At 71.7% G+C, this 19,834-nt stretch carries 17 protein-coding genes; 11 read left to right on the top strand and 6 right to left on the bottom strand.

From position 1 onward, the window contains the following. Window position 1: 1 nt before the first annotated feature. Window positions 2-898, bottom strand: coding sequence for an ABC transporter permease (locus FGX59_RS11800; protein WP_206078345.1), 897 nt, complete (start codon window positions 896-898; stop codon window positions 2-4). Continuing rightward, window positions 895-1,956 carry a PotD/PotF family extracellular solute-binding protein gene (locus FGX59_RS11805; RefSeq protein ID WP_138466731.1) on the bottom strand — a complete coding sequence of 354 codons (1,062 nt, stop codon included), beginning with the start codon at window positions 1,954-1,956 and terminating at the stop codon, window positions 895-897. Before FGX59_RS11805 ends, FGX59_RS11800 begins: the two co-directional genes overlap by 4 nt. Window positions 1,957-2,091: 135 nt before the next feature. Between FGX59_RS11805 and FGX59_RS11810 the strand changes: the two genes are divergently transcribed. Then, window positions 2,092-2,994, top strand: coding sequence for a LysR family transcriptional regulator (locus FGX59_RS11810; protein WP_171060615.1), 903 nt, complete (start codon window positions 2,092-2,094; stop codon window positions 2,992-2,994). A gap of 301 nt (window positions 2,995-3,295) precedes the next feature. On the opposite strand, the gene FGX59_RS11815 is transcribed toward FGX59_RS11810, so the two are convergent. Continuing rightward, a complete protein-coding gene (locus FGX59_RS11815; protein ID WP_171060616.1) occupies window positions 3,296-4,327 on the bottom strand; it encodes a LacI family DNA-binding transcriptional regulator in 1,032 nt (343 codons plus the stop codon). 190 nt (window positions 4,328-4,517) lie between these two features. Between FGX59_RS11815 and FGX59_RS11820 the strand changes: the two genes are divergently transcribed. The 10 genes from FGX59_RS11820 to FGX59_RS11865 all read left to right on the top strand — a co-directional run bounded on the left by FGX59_RS11820 (window position 4,518) and on the right by FGX59_RS11865 (window position 16,162). Continuing rightward, on the top strand, window positions 4,518-5,375 hold the full coding sequence (locus tag FGX59_RS11820) for a carbohydrate ABC transporter permease (protein WP_138466734.1): 858 nt from the start codon (window positions 4,518-4,520) through the stop codon (window positions 5,373-5,375). Between the two features lie 5 nt (window positions 5,376-5,380). Beyond that, window positions 5,381-6,490, top strand: coding sequence for an ABC transporter ATP-binding protein (locus FGX59_RS11825; protein WP_305036026.1), 1,110 nt, complete (start codon window positions 5,381-5,383; stop codon window positions 6,488-6,490). 11 nt (window positions 6,491-6,501) lie between these two features. Beyond that, window positions 6,502-7,284, top strand: coding sequence for a sugar phosphate isomerase/epimerase (locus tag FGX59_RS11830; protein ID WP_240722406.1), 783 nt, complete (start codon window positions 6,502-6,504; stop codon window positions 7,282-7,284). An 11-nt stretch (window positions 7,285-7,295) separates the two neighbouring features. Next, window positions 7,296-8,450: a Gfo/Idh/MocA family protein gene (locus FGX59_RS11835; protein ID WP_138466735.1), complete on the top strand. Its 1,155-nt coding sequence runs from the start codon at window positions 7,296-7,298 to the stop codon at window positions 8,448-8,450. An 89-nt stretch (window positions 8,451-8,539) separates the two neighbouring features. Continuing rightward, window positions 8,540-9,760, top strand: a complete 1,221-nt coding sequence (locus FGX59_RS11840) for an ABC transporter substrate-binding protein (RefSeq protein WP_138466736.1) — start codon at window positions 8,540-8,542, stop codon at window positions 9,758-9,760. Between the two features lie 11 nt (window positions 9,761-9,771). Then, window positions 9,772-10,656, top strand: a complete 885-nt coding sequence (locus FGX59_RS11845) for a carbohydrate ABC transporter permease (protein ID WP_138466737.1) — start codon at window positions 9,772-9,774, stop codon at window positions 10,654-10,656. 636 nt (window positions 10,657-11,292) lie between these two features. Next, window positions 11,293-12,897 carry a HAMP domain-containing sensor histidine kinase gene (locus FGX59_RS11850; RefSeq protein ID WP_138466738.1) on the top strand — a complete coding sequence of 535 codons (1,605 nt, stop codon included), beginning with the start codon at window positions 11,293-11,295 and terminating at the stop codon, window positions 12,895-12,897. Further along, window positions 12,821-13,498: a response regulator transcription factor gene (locus FGX59_RS11855; protein WP_138466739.1), complete on the top strand. Its 678-nt coding sequence runs from the start codon at window positions 12,821-12,823 to the stop codon at window positions 13,496-13,498. The genes FGX59_RS11850 and FGX59_RS11855 overlap by 77 nt, the downstream gene beginning before the upstream one ends. A 128-nt stretch (window positions 13,499-13,626) precedes the next feature. Beyond that, entirely contained in the window at window positions 13,627-15,462 is a 1,836-nt protein-coding gene (locus FGX59_RS11860; protein WP_138466740.1) for a methanol/ethanol family PQQ-dependent dehydrogenase, read from the top strand. A gap of 67 nt (window positions 15,463-15,529) precedes the next feature. Then, window positions 15,530-16,162: a pentapeptide repeat-containing protein gene (locus tag FGX59_RS11865; RefSeq protein ID WP_138466741.1), complete on the top strand. Its 633-nt coding sequence runs from the start codon at window positions 15,530-15,532 to the stop codon at window positions 16,160-16,162. Between the two features lie 104 nt (window positions 16,163-16,266). Here the strand turns inward: FGX59_RS11865 and FGX59_RS11870 are convergent, their stop codons facing one another. From FGX59_RS11870 to FGX59_RS11880, 3 genes are all read right to left on the bottom strand, one after another. Further along, a complete protein-coding gene (locus FGX59_RS11870; protein WP_138466742.1) occupies window positions 16,267-17,511 on the bottom strand; it encodes an FAD-binding oxidoreductase in 1,245 nt (414 codons plus the stop codon). A gap of 29 nt (window positions 17,512-17,540) precedes the next feature. Then, on the bottom strand, window positions 17,541-17,843 hold the full coding sequence (locus FGX59_RS11875) for a RidA family protein (RefSeq protein ID WP_138466743.1): 303 nt from the start codon (window positions 17,841-17,843) through the stop codon (window positions 17,541-17,543). 80 nt (window positions 17,844-17,923) lie between these two features. Then, window positions 17,924-18,694 (bottom strand): TetR/AcrR family transcriptional regulator, encoded by a 771-nt coding sequence (locus tag FGX59_RS11880; RefSeq protein WP_171060617.1) that lies wholly within the window; start codon window positions 18,692-18,694, stop codon window positions 17,924-17,926. Window positions 18,695-19,834: the final 1,140 nt, after the last annotated feature.

Raw genomic sequence — 19,834 nt, forward strand, 5'->3', positions numbered from 1 at the left:
CTCAGAGCCTCCCGTAGCGCTTCTCGAGCGCCCGGCCCGAAAGCAGCGTCAGGACCAGCGTCGCGGCCATCAGGATGAAGGCCAGCGCCGAGGCGAAGGGCCAGTTGAAGGCCTCGATCGCCTGTTCGTAGACCATCGGCGCCATCATGTGGAAGGCGGGCCCGCCGAGCAGGACGGGGCTGGCATAGGCGTTCATGCCCAGGATGAAGACCAGGAGCCCGCCCGAGAAGATCCCCGGCATCGCCAGCGGCACGAAGACCCGGAAGAAGGCCGTCCAGGGCGGTGCGCCGAGCGTCGCGGCGGCCTCCTCGAAGGCGGGATTGATGCGGTCGAAGACGCTCTGCAGGGTGATCACCATGAAGGGCAGGAGCACGGCGACGAGGCTGACGATGACGGCCGTGGAGGTGTAGAGGATGCGCAGCGGCGCCTCCCGGAGGCCCGAGGCCATCAGCAGCGTGTTGAGCACGCCGCCATCGGAGAGCAGCACCATCCAGCCCACGACCCGCACCGCATTGCCCATCAGCAGGGGCACGATCGCCAGCAGCAGGAGCAGGCTGCGCCGCCCGGCCGAAGGGCTGCGGCTGATCGCATAGGCCGCCGGGATGCCCAGGGCGAGGCAGCAGAGCGTGGTGACCGCCGCCACCGCGACCGTGCGGCCGAGCACCTCGCGGTAGAAGGGATCGCCGAAGAACTTCGCGTAGTTCTCCAGCGTCAGCCCCTGCAGCGCGATATCGGCGGGGTCGAACTCCGCCAGGCTGTAGCGGGCGATCAGGATCAGCGGCAGGATCAGCCCGACCCCGACGAGCAGCAGCGCCGGAACGGGAAGCACCGGGAAGGGCCCGGGACGCAGGCGCGCCCGGACGGATCCGGGCGGCGCGGTGTCGCTTGCGAGGCTCACGCCTTGAACTCCCGGTTCCACCATTCCAGCCACTCGGAGTCGTTTTCGGCGGCGTAGGCGTAGTCGACGAAGTTCAGCCCCTCGACCTGGGCATCGGAAAAGGCCAGCGCCTCGCGCTCTTCGGGGCGCAGCGCGGCATCGGTGGTCGAGACGGCGTAATGCGTGGCGCGGGCGATCCCGGCCATCGCCTCGGGGGCGAGCATCGCGTCGAGATAGGCATAGGCCGCGTCGCGGTTCGCCGCCTTCTTCGGGATCCCGGCGCCGAAGGAGATGGCGATGCCGCCCTCCTCGGGGAAGGCCAGCTCCAGCGCCAGCCCGTCCGCCTGCCACTGGCGGCCGCGGGCGCTGTAATTCGCCGAGATCCAGATCTCGCCGGACTGGAAGGCCGCGGCCAGCGCCTGGTGGGAGGGATAGATCCGCGGCTGCACGGCCTCTTTCATCTCCAGCAGCTTGGCGAAGGCGGGCGCGACATCGCTCATCGTGCCGCCCGCGGCCAGCGAGGCGGCGTAGATGTAGTTGAAGTAGATCTGGTCCATCAGCCCGACCCGCCCGGCATAGGCGGGGTTCCAGAGGTCGGCGAAGCTGGTCGGCGGCGTGGAGATCTTCTCGGGGTTGTAGAGCAGGCAGACCGCGCCGAAGATCGCCGGGATGTAGTAGGGCGCCGTCAGCTTCTGCTGCAGCGCCGCGGCATTGGGCAGCCTGGAATAGTCGAGCTCCTCGAGCACGCCCTGCTGGTCCATCTCGAAGGCGTCGCTGTCGCTGAGCCAGCTGACATCGACCGAGCTGCGCGGCAGCCGCCGTTCGGCGAGAAGCCGGGTCTTGCGCTCGGCCACGGGCGCAAGATCGTGCACGATCTCGGGGCCGGTCTCGCCGAAGGCCGGGCGTTCCAGCGCGGCGACGATATTGTCGTTCCAGTCGCCGCCCCAGTTGGAGACGACGAGGCGGCCCGCCTGGGCCAGCGCGCCCCGCGGGAGCGCGCCCGCGGCCAGCGCCGCCGCCGCGGCCGATGCCAGGAAGCGCCGCCGCCCGGGGCGGAAATCGGGGGAAAAGTCAGTCATGATCGTTACCTCGCTGCTATGCGGCCGGCGGTCCGCTTGGCACGGCTTGTCCCGGCTCTGTCGATGCGGCGATCTTGCCTCTGCGGCGTGGTTTTACTATTTCTGATTTTTAAACTCTGGTATTGGAAAATCAGAATGGAGCTTTCCTTCCGGCAGGTCCGCTATTTCGTCGCCACCGCCGAGGCCGGGCAGGTGTCGCGCGCGGCGCTTGCCTGCAATGTCTCGCAATCCTCGATCACCGTCGCGATCGCGTCGCTGGAAGAGATGCTGGGCTGCCGCCTCTTCATCCGCCAGTCGCGCGGCATGCGGCTGACCGCCGAGGGAGAGCGCTTCCTGCGCCATTGCCACGCCATCCTGCGCAGCGTCGAGGACGCGACCGAGATCGGCCCGGGCGTTCCCGGCGAGGTGGCGGGACGGGTGCGCCTGGGCGTGACCGACACGATCGCGGGCTATGTGCTGCCGCCGCTCTGGCGCAAGCTGCGGCGGACCTTCCCGAAGATCGCGCTCGAGGTGGCCGAGGTCGCCAATCCCGAGATCGAGGAGGCGCTCTGCTCGGACCGGCTCGACCTGGTGATGCTGCTGACCTCGAATGCCGCGCCCTCGCCGCGGCTCGACTACGACCCGCTGATCTCCTCGCCGCGGCGGCTCTGGGTCTCCAGCCGCTCGGCGCTGGCAGACCGCGGCAGCCTGTCGCTGGCCGAGCTTGGCGGCGACTACATCCTGCCGACGATGGAGGAGCATGCCGGGCTGATCGGCCGCTACTGGGAGCGCCACGGCTTCGCGCCGCAGATCCTCTTCCGCTGCCACACGCTGGAGGCAGTGCGCAGCATGGTGGCCAATGACCTCGGCGTGACGATCCTGTCGGATCTGGTCTACCGGCCCTGGTCGCTCGAGGGGCGGCGCGTGGTGCGGGTCGACCTGAAGGAGCCCGCGCCGACGGCGGATGTCGGCATCGCCCGCGCCCGCGGCTGCACGCCCGGCCCCGCGGTCGCGGCCTTCCTGGCGCTGGCGAAATCCGAGACCTCGACGCCGCGCTGACCGGAACAGCCAGCGCCCGCGGCCGCGCGCAGCTGTCGCCGCAGGCAGACGCCATGATGCCATTGCGCGGGGACGAGAGCATCATGGGCAGGGCCCTGGCGCTCCACGCGCAGAATGGCACCGCCGTCCTTCCGGGCCCGCATCGGCGGCCATTGCAGGGGTCCCGGACATGTCCTGCCTGGCGGCGGGAGATTGCCGGAGCTATCGGTCCGGCGGCGTCGCAGAGCGTCCCGGCCTCCGGGGCGCGCGGGTTCCGGCGTTGAGACACGCGCAGTCCGGGAGGGGCGCGCGCGGTGGCCGCTCAGGCGGGGCGGCCGGTCGAGCGGCGGATCACCATCTTGTAGGGCAGGAGCTCCACCCCGGCCGGGCCGGCCTCGCCCGCGATCTCCTTCAGGAGCCGGTACATCGCGCGCTCGCCGATCTGCTGGGCGGGCTGGGCGATGGTGGTCAGCGGCGGCTCGGAGACGGCGGCATAGCGGGTGTCGTCGAAGCCCGCCACGCTGACATCGCCGGGAATGGACAGCCCGGCATCGCGGATCTCGGCCATGGCGGCCAGGGCGATCTCGTCGGTGGCGCAGATTACGGCGGTCGGCCGCGTGGCGGCGTTGAGCAGCGCGCGGGCGGCGCGGCGGGCATCCTCCATGGTGATGCCGCCATCGGCGATCCAGTCCGGCGCGACGGCGAGCCCGGCGGCGGCCATGCCCTCCAGGTAGCCCTGCTCGCGCTCGCGCAGCGGCACGGTGGAGGCGGCGACGCCGATGAAGCCGATCCGGGCATGGCCGAGCCCGGCGAGATAGCGTGCCAGCTCCTGCGCGGCGGCGCGGCCGTCGATCTGGAAGCGGGGATAGCGCGCCAGCTCGGGATCCGAGGTCTCGCCGCAGATGACGATGGCATGGCTGCCCGCGCCGCGCTCGGCCTCGGGCTGGCGGAACGGCCAGGGGCTGCCCAGCACCACGATCCCGTCGGCCTGGCGCGAGCTGACGAAGCTGCCCAGATCGCCGGCCGAGAGCGGCGCGTCGTCGAGCTCCTCGATCCGCACGGTATAGCCGCGCGCCCGCGCCACCCGGCCGATGCCCGAGATCACCTCGCCGTAGAACGGGTCGCCGATCCAGGCGGTCAGCACGAGGATGATGCCGGTATGGCCGATGCGGAAGCTGCGGGCGAGCAGGTTCGGAGCGTAGCCGAGCTCGTCGATGGCGGCGCGGATCTTCTCGCGCGTCGCGGGGCTGACGCGGTCGGGTTCGTGGTTGAAGCGCGACACCGTCCCGTTCGACACGCCCGCAAGGCGCGCGACATCCGCGATGGTGACGGCCCTGATGGGTCTGCCGGCCAAATCTGCTCTCCGCACTGGAAATCTGTCAGGAGTATTGACAGATCGGCAACGGGATGCAAACGTTTTAATAACGAGGCTGCAGTCCTCCATCGAAAAACCCCAGGGAATGCGAAGAAATGCCAGTAAATTCACGATCTGCCGTGCTGTACAATGAAAACGTTTTAACGATTCGGGGCAGGGGCTGAGCGGCATGGACCGTAGCCGTCTCATCGGCCGGGCGGGGCTCTGGCTTTTCGTCGCCCTGACCGGGGTCTTCTTCCTGCTGCCGCTCTACGTGATGCTGGTCACCTCGCTGAAGACCATGCCGGAGGTGCGCGACAGCTCGATCTTCGCGCTGCCCAAGGCGCTGACCTTCGCGCCCTGGGCCGAGGCCTGGCTGCATGCCTGCTCGGGGCGGGTCTGCGAGGGGCTGCGCACCGGGTTCTGGAATTCCGTCGTCATCACCGTGCCCAGCGTGGTCCTGTCGGTGGCGATCGGCGCGGTGAACGGCTATGCGCTGGCGCTCTGGCGGGCGCGCTATGCCGAGGCGATGTTCGCCATCATGCTGGTCGGCGCCTTCATCCCCTACCAGCTCTTCATCTACCCGCTGGCGCTGTCCTTCGCCTCCGCCGGGCTCAGCAATTCGCTGGCGGGGGTCGTCATCGTCCACGTGATCTTCGGCATGCCGGTGACCACGCTGATCTTCCGCAACTACTATTCCGGCATCCCGGCCGACCTGATGAACGCCGCCCGCGTCGACGGGGCCGGGTTCTGGCGCATCCTCGGCTCGGTCATCCTGCCGATGTCGACGCCGATCATCGTCGTGGCGGTGATCCTGCAGGCGACGGGGATCTGGAACGACTACCTCTTCGGGCTGATCTTCGCCGGGCGCGATCACCAGCCGATGACCGTCCAGCTCATCGGCCTCGTCAATACCCGCATGGGCGAGCGCCCCTACAATGTCCACATGGCCGCCACGCTGCTGACCGCGCTCGTGCCGCTGGCCATCTACCTGCTCTCCGGCCGCTGGTTCGTCCGCGGCATCGCGGCGGGCGCGGTGAAAGGCTGACCGACATGAAAGACCTACCTGACGGCCCGATGGGCGGGACCTCCTCGATCCGCATCGGCGATCTGGGCATCCGCTTTGGCGACCATGACGTGATCCGCGGCCTGTCGCTCGATATCGAGCCGGGCGAGTTCCTGGTGCTGCTCGGCCCCTCGGGCTGCGGCAAGTCCACCCTGCTCAACGCCATTGCCGGGCTGATCGACGTGCATGCCGGGTCGATCTCGATCTCGGGGCGCGACGTGACCCGCGCCGAGCCCAAGGACCGCGGCATCGGCATGGTGTTCCAGTCCTACGCGCTCTACCCGCGGATGACGGTGAAGCAGAACATGGGCTTCGGCCTGAAGGTCGGCGGCATGGCGAAGGCCGAGATCGCCGAGCGGGTCGCGCGGACCGCGAAATTCCTGCAGATCGAGCCGCTGCTCGGCCGCCGTCCGGCGGATCTGTCGGGCGGGCAGCGCCAGCGGGTCGCCATCGGCCGCGCGCTGGTCCGCGATGCCGAGGTCTTCCTCTTCGACGAGCCGCTGTCCAATCTCGACGCGCAGCTGCGCGCCGATCTGCGCATCGAGATCAAGCGGCTGCACCAGCAGCTGGGTTCGACGATGATCTACGTCACCCATGACCAGGTGGAGGCGATGACGCTGGCCGACCGGATCGCGGTGATGAAGGGCGGCGAGATCCAGCAGCTTGCCGCGCCCGCCGAGATCTACGCCCGTCCCGCCAACCGCTTCGTCGCGGGCTTTCTCGGCACGCCGAAGATGAACTTCCTCGAGGGCGAGCTGGGCTTTGCCGAGGGCCGCCCGGAATTCCGCGCCGGGGGCCTCCGGCTCGATCTTTCGGGACTGCCGATGGCGGGGCGCGCCGCGCCCGGCCCGGTGGTGCTGGGACTGCGCCCCGAGGATCTGGCCCCCGCCGGGGACGGGCCCGGCATGATCGCGGGCGAGGTGGTGCTGACCGAGCCGCTCGGCCCCGAAACCATCGTCTGGCTGCGCCTCGGCAGCAGCCAGATCTCCGTCCGGATGGGCGCGGAGGATTTCCCCGCCCCCGGCGCGGTGCTGCATCTGCGCCCGGATCTCTCCCGGGCCTCGCTCTTCGACCGGGACAGCGGCCAGCGCCTGTGAAGTCCCGCCCCATGACAGTCAAAGGTTCCAAGATGTCTCTCGACCACGTCCTTTCCTTCCAGCTCTACACCTCGCGCGACGGCGGCCCGCTGGAGGCGCAGCTTGCCGCGCTCGCCGCGCTCGGGGTCACCAATGTCGAGCCCTATGGCGATCTCTACGCCGATCCGGCGGCGCTGCGTGCCCAGCTCGATGCCGCCGGGCTGACGGCGCTCTCGGGCCATTTCGACCTGGAGATGCTGGAGGCCGAGCCGGACCGCGCGATTGCCGCGGCCCGCGTGCTTGGCATGGAGATCGTCATCGCCCCCTGGCTCGAGCCCGAGGACCGGCCGGCGGATGCGGCGGGCTGGCAGGCGCTCGGCGCGCGGCTGGCGGCGGTCCATGCAAGGCTGGCCGCGGCGGGGCTGGCCTTCGGCTGGCACAACCATGATTTCGAGTTCACCGCGCTGCCCGACGGATCCTTCCCGATCGAGCACCTGATGGCGGCGGGCGATTTCGGCCTCGAGCTCGACGTCGCCTGGGTGCGCCGCGCGGGCCAGGATCCGCTGGAATGGATCGGCCGCTATGCCGACCGGCTGCTGGCCTTCCATGTCAAGGACGTGGCGCCCGAGGGCGAGAATCTGGACGAGGACGGCTGGGCCGTGGTCGGGCAGGGCATCGTCGACTGGCCGGCGGCCTGGGCGCGGCTTGGCGCGACCGGCGCGCGGGTGGCGATGCTGGAGCATGACGAGCCGAAGGACTGGCTCGATTTCGCCGCGAAAAGCAGCGCCGCCGTGCGCCAGCTCGCGGCTGCCTGAGGGTCCCCGGCATGGCAATGAGGATCGGCGTGATCGGCTGCGGCAACATTTCGGACACCTATTTCCGGAACGGGCCGCTCCTGAAGGATATCGACTATGTCGCCTGCGCGGATCTCGTGCCGGCGGCAGCCGCCGCGAAGGCGGCGGAATTCGGGCTGGAGGCGCTGGAGATCCCCGCGCTTCTGGCGCGCGGGGACATCGACGCGGTGCTGAACCTGACCGTCCCGGCCGCCCATGGCGAAGTCTCGCTGCAGGTGCTCGAGGCGGGGAAGCACGTCTTCACCGAAAAGCCCCTGGCGCTGAGCCTCGGCGAGGCGCGCGCGGTGCTCGATCTCGCCGCGGTAAAGGGGCTGCGCGCCGGCGCGGCGCCCGACACCTTCCTCGGCCCGGCCCAGCAGGAGGCGCGCGCGCAGATCGATGCGGGCGCCATCGGCGAGGTGGTCACCGGGCTCGCGAGCGTGCTGTCGCTCGGGATGGAGGACTGGCATCCCAATCCCGGCTTCTTCTACCGCAAGGGCGGCGGGCCGGTCCTGGACATGGGGCCCTATTACATCGCCTCTCTGGTCAATCTTCTCGGTCCGGTCGCCAGCGTGCAGGCAACGGGACGGATCGGTCGGCGCGAGCGGCTGGTCACGGCCGAGGGGCCGATGCAGGGCCGCACGATCCCGGTGGAGACCTTCACCACGCTCAACGCGCTTCTCAGCTTCGCCTCCGGCGCGGAGATCGCCTTCCTGGCCAGCTGGGACGTGGCGGCGGCCGATCTGCGGCCGATCGAGCTGCACGGCACCGGCGGCAGCCTGCGGATCTCGGACCCGAACGATTTCGGCGGGGTGATCGCGCGGGCGGGAACTGACGGCGCCTTTGCCGGGACCGCGACCGCCGCGCGGCCCTTCGGCGCCGACAACCGGCTCTGGCTCGGGGAATACCCGTTCTCCTGCTACCGCGGGCTCGGCCTCGCCGAGATGGCGCGCAGCATCGCTTCCGGGGTGCCGCATCGCTGCTCGGGCGAATTCGCGCTGCATGTGCTCGAGGTGATGCTCGCCATCGAGAGCGCCGCGGCAGCGCACCGTCCCGTCGCCATCGCCTCGCGCCCGGAGCGCCCCGCGCCGCTCTCTCCGGCCGAGGCGGCGGGCTTTCTCGCCGAAGCGGTGCCCCAAGACGCATGACCGGGGCGGGGCAGCCCCCCGGCCCGGCGCCAGCCAAGCCGCCGCAAGGGCGGCGCAACAGACAGGGAATGAGACAGATGAAGAAACGCATGACACGACTGCTTGCCACCGCGGCCTGCGGGCTTCTGGCGGGCGCTGCCCAGGCCCAGGAAGCCGAGGTGATGCACTGGTGGACCAGCGGCTCGGAAGCCGCCGCGCTGCAGGTCTTCACCGGCGCCTTCGAGGCTGCGGGCGGAACCTGGATCGACAATGCGGTCCCGGATTTCGAAAGCGCCATCGCCGCGGCGACCTCCTCGATCATCGGCGGCAACCCGCCCGACGCACTGCAGTTCAATGCCGGAACGCAATTCGCCGACCTGGCGCAGCTGGGCTATCTGGGCGACCTCTCGGGCTATGCCGAGGCCGGGAACTGGCAGAAGGCGCTGCCCCCGGCGCTCTATGACGCGGTCAGCTACGACGGCAAGGTCTATGCCATGCCGGTCGACAACCACGGCGAGAACTGGCTCTGGGTGAACCGCAAGGCGATGGCCGATGCCGGGGTCGCGCTGCCCGAAAGCTGGGAGGGCTTCTTCCCGATGCTCGACAAGCTCAAGGCGGCGGGCGTCATCCCGGTGGCCCATGGCGGCGAGGCCTGGCAGGAGCTGGAGCTGTTCTACCAGATCATGATGTTCCGCGGCGATGACGCGCTCTACCGCGCGATCGTGGTCGACGGCGACACCTCGGCGCTGGAGACGCCGGAATTCGCCGCCTTCGCCGGGGATTTCCGCAAGCTCACCGACTATGTCGATGCCGGTGCGCCGGGGCGGAAATGGAATGACGCGACCCAGATGGTGATTTCGGGCCAGGCGGCGATGCAGTTCATGGGCGACTGGGCCAAGGGCGAATTCGTCGCCGCGGGGCTGGTGCCGGGCGAGGATTACGACTGCGTGCTGGGCTTCGGCGGAGAGGACCGCTTCGTCATCAGCGCGGATGTCTTCGTGCTGCCCGAGGCGGCGGAGGATGCCGCGGCGCGCGACCTGCTGGTCGCGACGATGATGTCGCCCGAGACCCAGGTCGCGTTCAACGAGCTCAAGGGCGGGCTGCCGGCGCGGCTCGATGCCGATGTCTCGGGCATGGATGCCTGCGCGCAGAAGGGCTATGCCGCGATGCAGACGCCGGAATTCCAGGTCCCGGGCCCGGAGATCAGCGCCTCGGCCGACCGGGTCGGCGCGATCCAGGATGCGGTGACGCAGTACTGGAACACGCCCTCCGAGACGCCGGCCGACTTCGCCGCCGCGCTGCGCGACGCGCTCGAGATGACCGCGGAATGAGGAGCGGCGCCATGGCTGTCCTGTCCCGCAGGTCCCTCTTCCGCCCGGGCGGCGCGGCCGTGGCGCTCTGGCCGGCCTGGATCATCGTGCTCGGCGCCTATCTCGGCACGATGGTCTGGACCGTGGCGGTGTCGCTGACGCCCTCGAAGCTGGTGCCGGTGATGAGCTTTGCGGGCACCGCCCAGTACGAGCGGCTGTTCCGCACGGCGCGCTGGCTGACCTCGGTGGAGAACATGCTGGTCTTCGGCGTGCTCTTCATCGCCGCGGCGATGGTGCTGGGCACGCTGATGGCGATCGCGCTCGACCGCAAGATCGCCGCCGAGGGGGTGGTGCGGACCGTCTATCTCTATCCCTATTCGCTCTCCTTCATCGTCACCGGCGTTGTCTGGCAGTGGATGATGAACCCGACGCTGGGCATCCAGAAGACGATGAACGACCTCGGCTGGACCTCCTTCCGCTTCGACTGGGTGGTCGATCCCGAGCGGGCGATCTACGCGGTGGTCCTCGCGGCGGTCTGGCAGTCGGCGGGGCTGGTGATGGCGCTCGTCCTCGCGGGGCTGCGCGGCGTCGACGAGGATCTGTGGAAGGCGATCCGGGTCGACGGCATCCCGATCTGGCGCGGCTATGTCTCGATCGTGCTGCCGGTGCTGCGCCCGGTGATGGTGACGGCGGTGGTGCTGCTCGGGATCGGCGTGGTGCGCTCCTACGACCTCGTCGTGGCGATGACCAATGGCGGGCCGGGCACGGCGACGGATGTGCCGGCGAAGTTCATCATGGATTTCCTCTTCGTGCGCTCGAATGTCGGGCTGGCCTCGGCGGCGGCGACGGTGATGCTGGCCGCGGTGGCCGCGGCGATCGCCCCCTGGATCTACGCCGTCTATCTGCGTCGCCGCTAGGCGCGCCCGCCCGGCCGGTCCCCGACGCCCGCTGCGCCGACCGCGCTGCGGGCGTTCTGCTGTCCGCTAACCGGAACGCCGCGGCCCGCTGCCGTTGTCATGCCCCGGGGCCGCGCGCCGCGCAGCCCGGCTCCGGCCATGGGCAGCCGGAGGCCCGGGACACTGCGGCGGGTGGCTCCATGGCGTCCGGGCCGCTCCTCCGCGGGCGCGGCGCCGCCCGGACCGCCTGTCCGGGGCCGCAGCGCCTGTTCCGCGGCAGGATACGCGATCTGCCGGGCGCTGCGCTTTGACACCGCGCTTGGAGGAGCATCAGCGCAGCCGCCGCCAAGGCGATCCGGGGCACCGTCGGGGGACGTCCTCCGGCAGTCTCGCCGGGGGCGCGTCCCGGGCTCCTCCATGCCCTGCGGAGCGTGCCGCGGGGCAGCCCGCCATGGCAACTGCTCCGCCGGTGGCCGGTCGTCGCGCGCGGCGTCTCCCGGGCGGCCCGGGCACGCGCGGGTTCTCCGCGGACCCGTCGGGGCGGCACCGATACGAAAGTTGCATTGACGCCGGGCGGGGCGGCGTCTTCCCTCGGCGCATGACACCGGCCCGCCCCTTCGCAGTCTTCCCGGCCGTCCCGCGCGGCAGGAGGGCGGGATGAGCCCGCTGGCGCGGATCGCGCTGGCGGCGGTTCTCATGGCGGGGATCCTGGCCGGGCTGGCCGCGGAGGCCTGGCAGAGCCGCCAGGCGCTGGAGCGGCTCGAGGCGCGCGCCGCCTTCGCCCGCGCGCAGAGCGCCACGCTGGCGCGGCTTTCCGCTGATCTCGACCGGACGCTGCTTTCGGCGCTGCTCGGGCCCTCGCCCGAGCGGCTGCCCGCGCAGATCGACCGGCTGGAGCGCGACAGCATGCACCGGCTGGGCGTGCTCGACAACCAGACCGCAACCGAGCTTTCCTTCCTCGGCGCCGCCGAGCGTCAGGCGGAGACCGAGGAGCAGGACCGCCCCGAAGCGCTGCGCGCCGAGCTGGAGCGGATCCTCGACGCGGTGCGGCAGCTGGCGCAGCTGCGGCTGGCCCGGGGCCCGGTGCCGCAGAGCCTGCCGGATCTGGCCGGGCTCGACGCGGCGCGGGTCCGCTTCGGCGATCTGGCGGCGGCGGCGCTGGCCGACGAGGCCGGGGAGATCGCCGATGCCGAGGCGCGGATCGCCGCGCGCGGCCGCGCGCATCTGCTGGTCGGGGCAGGGGGCGCGGCGGCGGGTCTGGCGGTGCTCGCGGGGCTGCTGCTGCCGGGGCTGCTGGCGCTCGGGCGGCGGCTCGGCGATCTGCGCGGACGGCTCGGAGCGGCCGGACCGCAGGAGCCCGCGACCGGCGACGCGCTCGACCGGCTCGAGGCGCGGCTCGCCACGGCGGAGGCGCGGGCGGAGGCGCAGGCGGCGGCGGCGGAGCGTGCCCGGACCGAGCTGGCCGAGCGGCTGCAGCGCCGCCGCGCCGAGCTGGAGCTGAGCAATGCCCGGCTGCGCGAGATCGACAGCACGCGGCGGCGCTTCCTCGGCGATATCGGCCATGCGCTGAAGACGCCGCTCGCCGTGGCGCGCGGCAGCGTCGAGAACCTGGCGCAGGGGCGCGGCACGGAGGCGGGGCCGGGACTGGCGCGCGCGCTCTCGGCGCTCGACGCGCTGGCCGAGCGGCTCTCGGCGCTGACGGCGCTGGCGCGCTCCGAGGACGGGCGGCTGCTGGGCCGGGCGCAGGAGCTGGAGCTCTACGAGCTGCTCGACAGCCGGATCGCCGCGCTGCGCATCCTGCCCGGCGGCGACCGCTTCCGGCTGGAGAGCGCGCTGGAGGCGCCCTTGGAGATGCGCGGCGACCGGCAGGATCTGGAACGGCTCTTCGACGCGGTGCTGGAGAACGCGCTGGAACACGCCGCCGGAGCGGGGCCGGTCGAGGTGCATCTGGCGCGCGCGGCGGGCATGGCCGTGGTCACTGTCGCCGATCGCGGCCCGGGCCTCGGCGGGCTCAGCCCCGAGGCGGCGCTGGCGCGGCGCGAAGGTCCGGCGGAGGGGCGCGGCATCGGGCTGGCGATGGCGCGGCAGATCGCCGGGGAGGCCGGGGGCAGCATCGCGCTGGCGCCGGGAGAGGAGGGCGGGCTGGTCGTGACGATCCGCCTGCCGGAAGGAGGAGGAGAGGCCGATGGAAATCGTCGTGGTCGAGGACGATCCGGATCTGGGCGAGGTGCTGAGGGAGACGCTGCAGGGCGCGGGGCATGAGGTGCGGCTGTGCCGCGACGGCGAGAGCGGGCTCGATGCCGCCGCCGAGCCGGGCAAGGCGGCGGTCGTGCTCGACGTCATGCTGCCGGGCTTCAGCGGCTTCGAGATCTGCCAGCGGCTGCGCGAGCAGGCGGTCACCACGCCGATCCTGATGCTGACCTGCCGCGACAGCGAGGCGGATGTCGTCCGCGGGCTGCGGCTGGGGGCGGATGACTACATGTCGAAGCCCTTCTCCACCGCCGAGTTCCTCGCCCGGATCGGCGCGCTGATGCGGCGGGCGGGCGGCTATGCGCATCAGGCGCCGCTCTGCGCCGGGCCGCTGGTGCTCGACCAGGCGGGGCGGCGGGCGCTGTGCAACGGCACCGAGCTGGCGCTGACCGCGCGGGAATTCGAGCTGCTCGCCTATCTGATGCGCAATGCCCGCCGCGCGGTCAGCCGCGACGAGCTGCTGGCGCATGTCTGGAACGACGAGGGCACGCATACGACGAATGTGGTCGATGTCTATGCCGGCTACCTGCGCCGCAAGCTGGCGGCGGCGGGCGCGCGGGAGCTGCTGCGCACGGTGCGCGGCTTCGGCTTCCAGATCGACAGTCGTAGCTGAGGCCCGCCGGCTACGACCAATGTCCGATCCGCTCTCATGATCCTCTCAGGGCGCGCTCAGGCCGGTCTCAGGAAGTTCTCCTAGTCTGGGTCCGTGGCAGGGCCGGGGGCCCGAACGGGAGGACAGAGATGACACGCTACCTGAACACGGCCGCCGCGCTGGCGCTGGCCGCCGCGGGACCGGCCATGGCCGAGGTGACCTGGGAGGACATCGCCCGCGACGCGGAGACCACCGGCGACGTGCTGATGTACGGCTTCGGCCCCGAGGCGCAGCGTTTCAGCCCGCTCGACCAGGTCAGCGACGACACGGTCGCCCGGCTGGTCCCGGCCTGGTCCTTCTCCTTCGGCGACGAGCGCCAGCGCGGCCAGGAGGTGCAGGCCATCGTCCATGACGGGGTGATCTACGCGACAGGCTCCTACAGCCGCATGTTCGCACTCGATGCGCGGACCGGCGAGAAGCTCTGGCAGTTCTCGGCGCGGCTGCCCGAGGGGATCCGCCCCTGCTGCGATGTCATCAACCGCGGCGCGGCGATCTATGGCGACCTCGTCTTCATGGGGCTGCTCGACGCCTCGGTCGTGGCGCTCGACCGGCATACCGGTGACGTGGTCTGGCGCAAGAAATTCGCAGACTACAAGCTCGGCTACACGATGACCGGCGCGCCGACGATCGTCCATGACGCCGTGACCGGGCGCGACCTGCTGATCCACGGCTCCTCGGGCGACGAGTTCGGCGTGGTCGGCCAGCTCTTCGCCCGCGACCCGCTGACCGGCGAGGAGATCTGGATGCGCCCGCTGGTGCAGGGCCATATGGGCCGCTACATGGGCGAGGAGAGCACGCCGACGGGCAGCGCCGAGGCGCCCTCCTGGCCGCGCGATGCCGATGGCAATCTGGTCGAGGCCTGGCACCATGGCGGCGGCGCGCCCTGGCAGTCGGCAAGCTTCGACACCGAGACCAACACGATCATCATCGGCGCGGGCAACCCGGCGCCCTGGAACGGCTGGGAGCGCTGGCCGGGCGACAGCCTCTTCACCTCCGGCCAGGCCTATGTCGATCCCTCGACCGGCGAGCTCGTCGGCTTCTACCAGCACACGCCGAACGACACCTGGGACTTCTCGGGCAATAACGAGATCATCCTCTTCGACTATACCGACGCGCAGGGGCAGACGCATCGCGCGGGCGCGCATGCCGACCGCAACGGGTTCTTCTACGTCACCGATATCGATGCGCTTTCGAAGCGCGGCGGCGAGATCAACCGCCCCGGCGCGCTGCTGAACGCCTTCCCCTTCGTCGACGAGATCTCCTGGGCCAGCCATATCGACCTGGAGACCGGCCGCCCGGTGGAGGTCGAGGGCCAGCGCCCGCCGCCGCCCGCGCCCGGCGAGACCAGGGGTGCCGCAGTGCAGGTCTCGCCGCCCTTCCTGGGCGGCAAGAACTGGAACCCGATGTCCTATTCGCCCCGGACCGGCCTCTTCTACATCCCCGCCAACCACTGGCAGGAGGACTACTGGACCGAGGAAGTCAGCTACGCCCCCGGCGCCGCCTATCTGGGCATGGGCTTCACCATCAAGCAGAAATTCGAGGACCATGTCGGCATCCTGCGCGCGATGGACCCGGCCACCGGCGAGATCGCCTGGGAGCGCAAGGAGCCGCTGCCCCTTTGGGCGGGCACGATGGCCACGGCCGGGAACCTGGTCTTCACCGGCACCTCGGACGGGTTCTTCAAGGCCTTCGACGCGACGACCGGCGAGGAGCTGTGGAAGTTCCAGACCGGCTCGGGGATCGTCTCCTCGCCGGTCACCTGGGAGGAGGACGGGGTGCAGTATATCGGCGTGGCCTCGGGCTATGGCGGCGCGGTGCCGCTCTGGGGCGGAGAGATGGCGAAGCTGACCCGCGACGTGCAGCAGGGCGGCAGCTTTTGGGTCTTCCGGCTCGCCGATTTCCAGGAAGCCGCCAACCGCAACTGAGGCGGCCCGGGGGCCGGGTGCGGAAACGGGCGCCCGGTCCCCCTTTTTGCGCAGAAGGGAGGACGACATGTTCCGGACAGGACTTTGGGCAGCCGCGCTCGCCGCACTGCTGCCGCTCCAGGCCGCGGCCTTCGACGAGGATGTCGACTATGGCAGCAGCGGCTGGAGCTATGACGGCCCGCAGCCCGGACCGGACGGGGTGCTGGCGATCGGCGGCTGCCGGCTGGAGCCGGGGGCGGATTGCGCCGGGGCCGATCTGCGCCATGCCGACCTGGCGGGGCGCGATCTGTCGGGCGCGGATTTCCGCGGGGCGCGGCTGTCGCGGGCGGATCTGAGCGATGCGGATCTGAGATTCGCCAATTTCGACGGGGCGGACCTGACCGGGGCGGTGCTGCACCGCGCCTTCCTGCAGAAGAGCACGGCGCGGCAGGCCCGCATGGTGGCGGCCGATTTCGCCCATGCCCGGGCGGCGGCAGCGGACTGGTCCGGGGCCGATCTGCGCGCCGCCAGCCTGGAGATGGTGCGCGCCGACAAGATCAGTCTGGCCGGCGCCGATCTCTCCGGCGCGGACCTGATGGAGACCAAGCTCTATGACGCCAACCTGGCGGATGCGGTGATGGACGCGGGCACGCGGATCACCTTCGCCATCTTCCAGGACACCTACATGGAGGGCTGCCGGGGCTGTCCCTTCCACTGGTAGCTTGTCGGTTCTGCGGCCGGGTCTCCTCATAACCCGCGCCGCAGTATGCAGCGGCCCCTGCGCCGGAGGCTCCCATGCCGGCCGGGGCCGCTGCCCTGCGAAGGCTAGCGCAGCACGCCGGGACGCGCGGCGGGCGAGAGCGCGGAAAGAAGCGGGTCCGACTGCCCCTCGAGCGCGTCGGCCAGCAGGATCCCGGTCGTCGGGCCGAGGGTGAAGCCCTGGTGGCCATGGCCGAAATTCAGCCACAGGCCCGGATGGCGCGGCGCCGCGCCGACCAGCGGCAGCATGTCGGGCAGGCAGGGACGGTGGCCGAACCATTGCGGCTCCGCGACCCGCGGGCCGATCTCCAAGAGCTCGCCCGCCGCCGCCGCCCCGCGCCGGAGCTGCACCGGATCGGCCGGGGCATCGCGCGCCACCAGCGCCGCGCCGGTGGCGATCCGCAGCCCGCGCAGCGCCGGGGTCAGCACCACGCCATTGGCATCGTCGATCAGCGGCCGCGACAGCGCGGCGGGGCTGTCGAAATGGCCGTGATAGCCGCGCTTCCACAGCATCGAGACGCGGTAGCCGAAGCGCGCCATCAGGTCGGGCGCCCAGGGGCCGAGCGCGACCACGGCATGCGCGGCCGCGACCGGCCCCTCCTCGGTCGCCACCGTCCAGCCGCTGCCGGACGGGGCAAGGCTCATCGCGTCGCCCCGGCAGACCCGGCCGCCCTGCGCGGCGAAGAGCCGGGCATAGGCGGCGGTCAGCCCGCCCGGATCGGGGGTGGTCCAGCAGCTCTCCCAGAAGATCGCGCCGGGCAGGGGCGTCTTCAGCGCGGGCTCGGCGCGGGCCAGCGCGGCGCTGTCGAGCGCCTGCGAGGGGACGCCGTATTCGGCCGCCAGCCGCTCCGCCTCGCGCGCGGCTGCCGCGAAGGCGCGGGGATCGCGATAGGCCTGGTGATAGCCGGTGCGGCGGATCAGGTTGTCCTGCCCGGAGGCGGCGATCAGCGGCGCATGGTCCCCGGTCGCGCGCGCCACGAGCTGGGCATACTGCGCCGAGGCGCGGCGATGCGCGGCGGGGGCGGAGTTGCGGAAATACCGCCAGAGCACCGGCGCCATCTTCGGCAGCGCCGCCAGGTCGTAGACCAGGTCGTTGCTCTGCCCCAGCGCATAGGCAGCCAGGGTGCGCAGGTCGCGCGGCATGGCATAGGGCTCGGCCGCCTCGGCCTGGATGAAGCCGGCATTGCCGTAGCTCGTCTCCTCGCCGGGCCCGCGGCGGTCGACCAGCGTGACGTCATGGCCGCGCGCCTGCAGCGCCAGCGCGGTGCCGGTACCGACCATGCCGGCGCCCAGGACGATGATCTGCGGCATGGCCGTCACTCCTGCTGGAAGGGCCGGGCTCACGCCCCGGCGATCGCCGGGATCCTGGGCGCCGCCCCGGCTGCGATGCGCAGCGGCAGCGGATCGCCGGAACCGGGCGCATGGGCGTTGAACGCGGCGAAACCGGCCCTGTCCGCCAGGTGGCAGGTGCAGGAGGCGGCATTGCCAGGGCCCGGCCCTTCGACCTCCGGCATGGCGCGGATCCGGCCGGGGCAGGCCGCGGTTTCCTCGGTCGGCCTGCCATCGGGGGCGGCGCCGGTCTTGTCGGCCGGAAAGACCGTCATGCCGATGCGGCGGCGTTTCGGGAAGGGCGGACCGGCCATGGGACACCTCTGCGGGAACGGACCTGGCCGGGCGGGACGCGGCCATGGCGCGAGGTGTTGCACGCCGCCCGGCAGCCTTGTCAACCCCGCCTGCCGGGCGCGGCCCCGGCGGCCTCCCAGGCGGCCATCGCCCCGGCGCGGCGCAGCTCCAGCCCGGCGATCAGGCTGTCGACCAGCATCTCGAAGGCGCTGTCGAGCGGGACCTCGGCGCCGCTCGACCAGCGCAGAACGAAGGCGCGGTTGCGCAGGAGCGGCATCGCCCGGCGGGTCTCGGGGAACTCGGCCTCGGGCAGGTCGTCCAGCGCGGCGCTGAAGCTCTCGGCCCAGTCGGGCCGGGCCCCGGGCGCCTGCGGCGCCAGCTCCATGGTGACGAAGCCGAAGATGCCGCCGACCAGCGCGCTCATCGCGTCCGCCAGCGGCTGGCCGTCATAGCCCGCCTGGCGCAGCGCGGCGAGCACGATCTCGGCCAGCCCGGCATGCCGCGGGCCATTGGCGCTGACCTGCGCGCCGATCAGGTTGGCCAGGTGCGGATGGCGCTGCGCCGCGCGGCGGTAGCGGCGGAAGAGCTCGCGCAGCGTGTCGCGCCAGTCCGCGCAGAATTCGCCGGGGCGCATCAGGTCGGAGGTGATCGTCGCCGTCATCTCGGAGAAGAGATCGGCCTTGGAGCCGCCGAGATGCCAGTAGATCGCCGTCGGATAGACATCCAGCCGCCGCGAGAGCTCGCGGATCGAGAATGCCTCGGCGCCGAGCTCGTCGACCAGGTCGATCGCCGCCTTCAGCACCTGCGCCTTGGTCAGGCCGATGGCCGCAGCGCGCCCCTGGCTGCGCTTGCGCGGCGGTGTTCCGGTCATGGCGGCTCCTCCTCTCGGCCCGGCGGCCGCGAGCGGTCCGCGCGTGCTTCTCGCCCGCCCGTGCCGCAGCGGCAACCCGGGCTGTTCCGGCCGGTCCCGCGGCAGCGGCGGAATCCGGCAATGGTTAATCCGGCATCTTTCGCGCCTATTTTTCAGGCGGCGGGCGGCGCTCTCCCGCTTGCCGCTGGGGGTGCAGGAGGACGATTTCCCGGCACGGGCCCGCACGGGCCCGCACGGGCTCGCACGGGGCTTGCGCCGGGACGCGCATGGCCGGCGGGCAGGCTGCGCCCTGTGACGCGATGAGCGGGAGCCATTCCGCGGCACGCCAACTGGACCGCTGGATCGAGGGCCTGTCGATTGCAGTCGCATCAAGAACCGCGCGCATGTGGCGGTCGATGCCGTCGCGCAGCAGCTGCGCTATTTCAGCGGCTGGAGGCGGCGCGGACCCGGATCTTCGCCGCGCGGATGCCTTGCGAGGGGCTGCGGATCTTCCTCGGGAGCCGAGGGACGGGGCGTGGTCTCCGAGCGGCTGCAGATCCTGCGGCGCTGGACCGCGGCCGGGGTGATGCTGCCGGCCAGTCCGGCTGCCGCAACCGCATGCCGCGGCACGACCGACGCCGGGACCCGGGCGGCGCCGGTCTTGCCGCTGGCGATCCACGGCGGCATTCTCGCGGGGCAGTCCGCGATCTCCGGGGCCGCGGTCTGCATGCTGGGGGCGGCGCAGCGGCCTGCGCTGCGCTGGTCCGGCCGGTGCTGTCGGCGCTGCGCTTCCCGGGGTGGCGGTCTTCCTGCACGCCGCTGCGAGGGGGCCGAGCATGGGGCCGCCTGCTCGGGCGCGGCGCGCCAGGCGGACATCGTCACCGGCGGCGATGCGCCCGTCATTCCGCTCGCACTGGCGGCGGCGCCCCTTGTCCCGCCCGGCACGGCGGTGGAGGTGACGTCGGCGCCGCTCGTGGCCGGGCCGTTGCGGCGTCCTTCGAGCGCGGCCCTGGGCGTCGGACCGCTGCATTGCGCCATCGCCATGATCGCGCTGCGGAAGATCGCGGGCGCCATCCCGCAGGGCGGGAGGACGCGGATCGCCGGACCGCCCGGAGCGCGCTGCGCTGCCGGTTTTCGCGGCGGTCTGGCGGTGGCGGTGCT

Origin of the sequence: Poseidonocella sp. HB161398, from assembly GCF_005870025.1 — a bacterium.
GTDB lineage: Bacteria > Pseudomonadota > Alphaproteobacteria > Rhodobacterales > Rhodobacteraceae > Mangrovicoccus.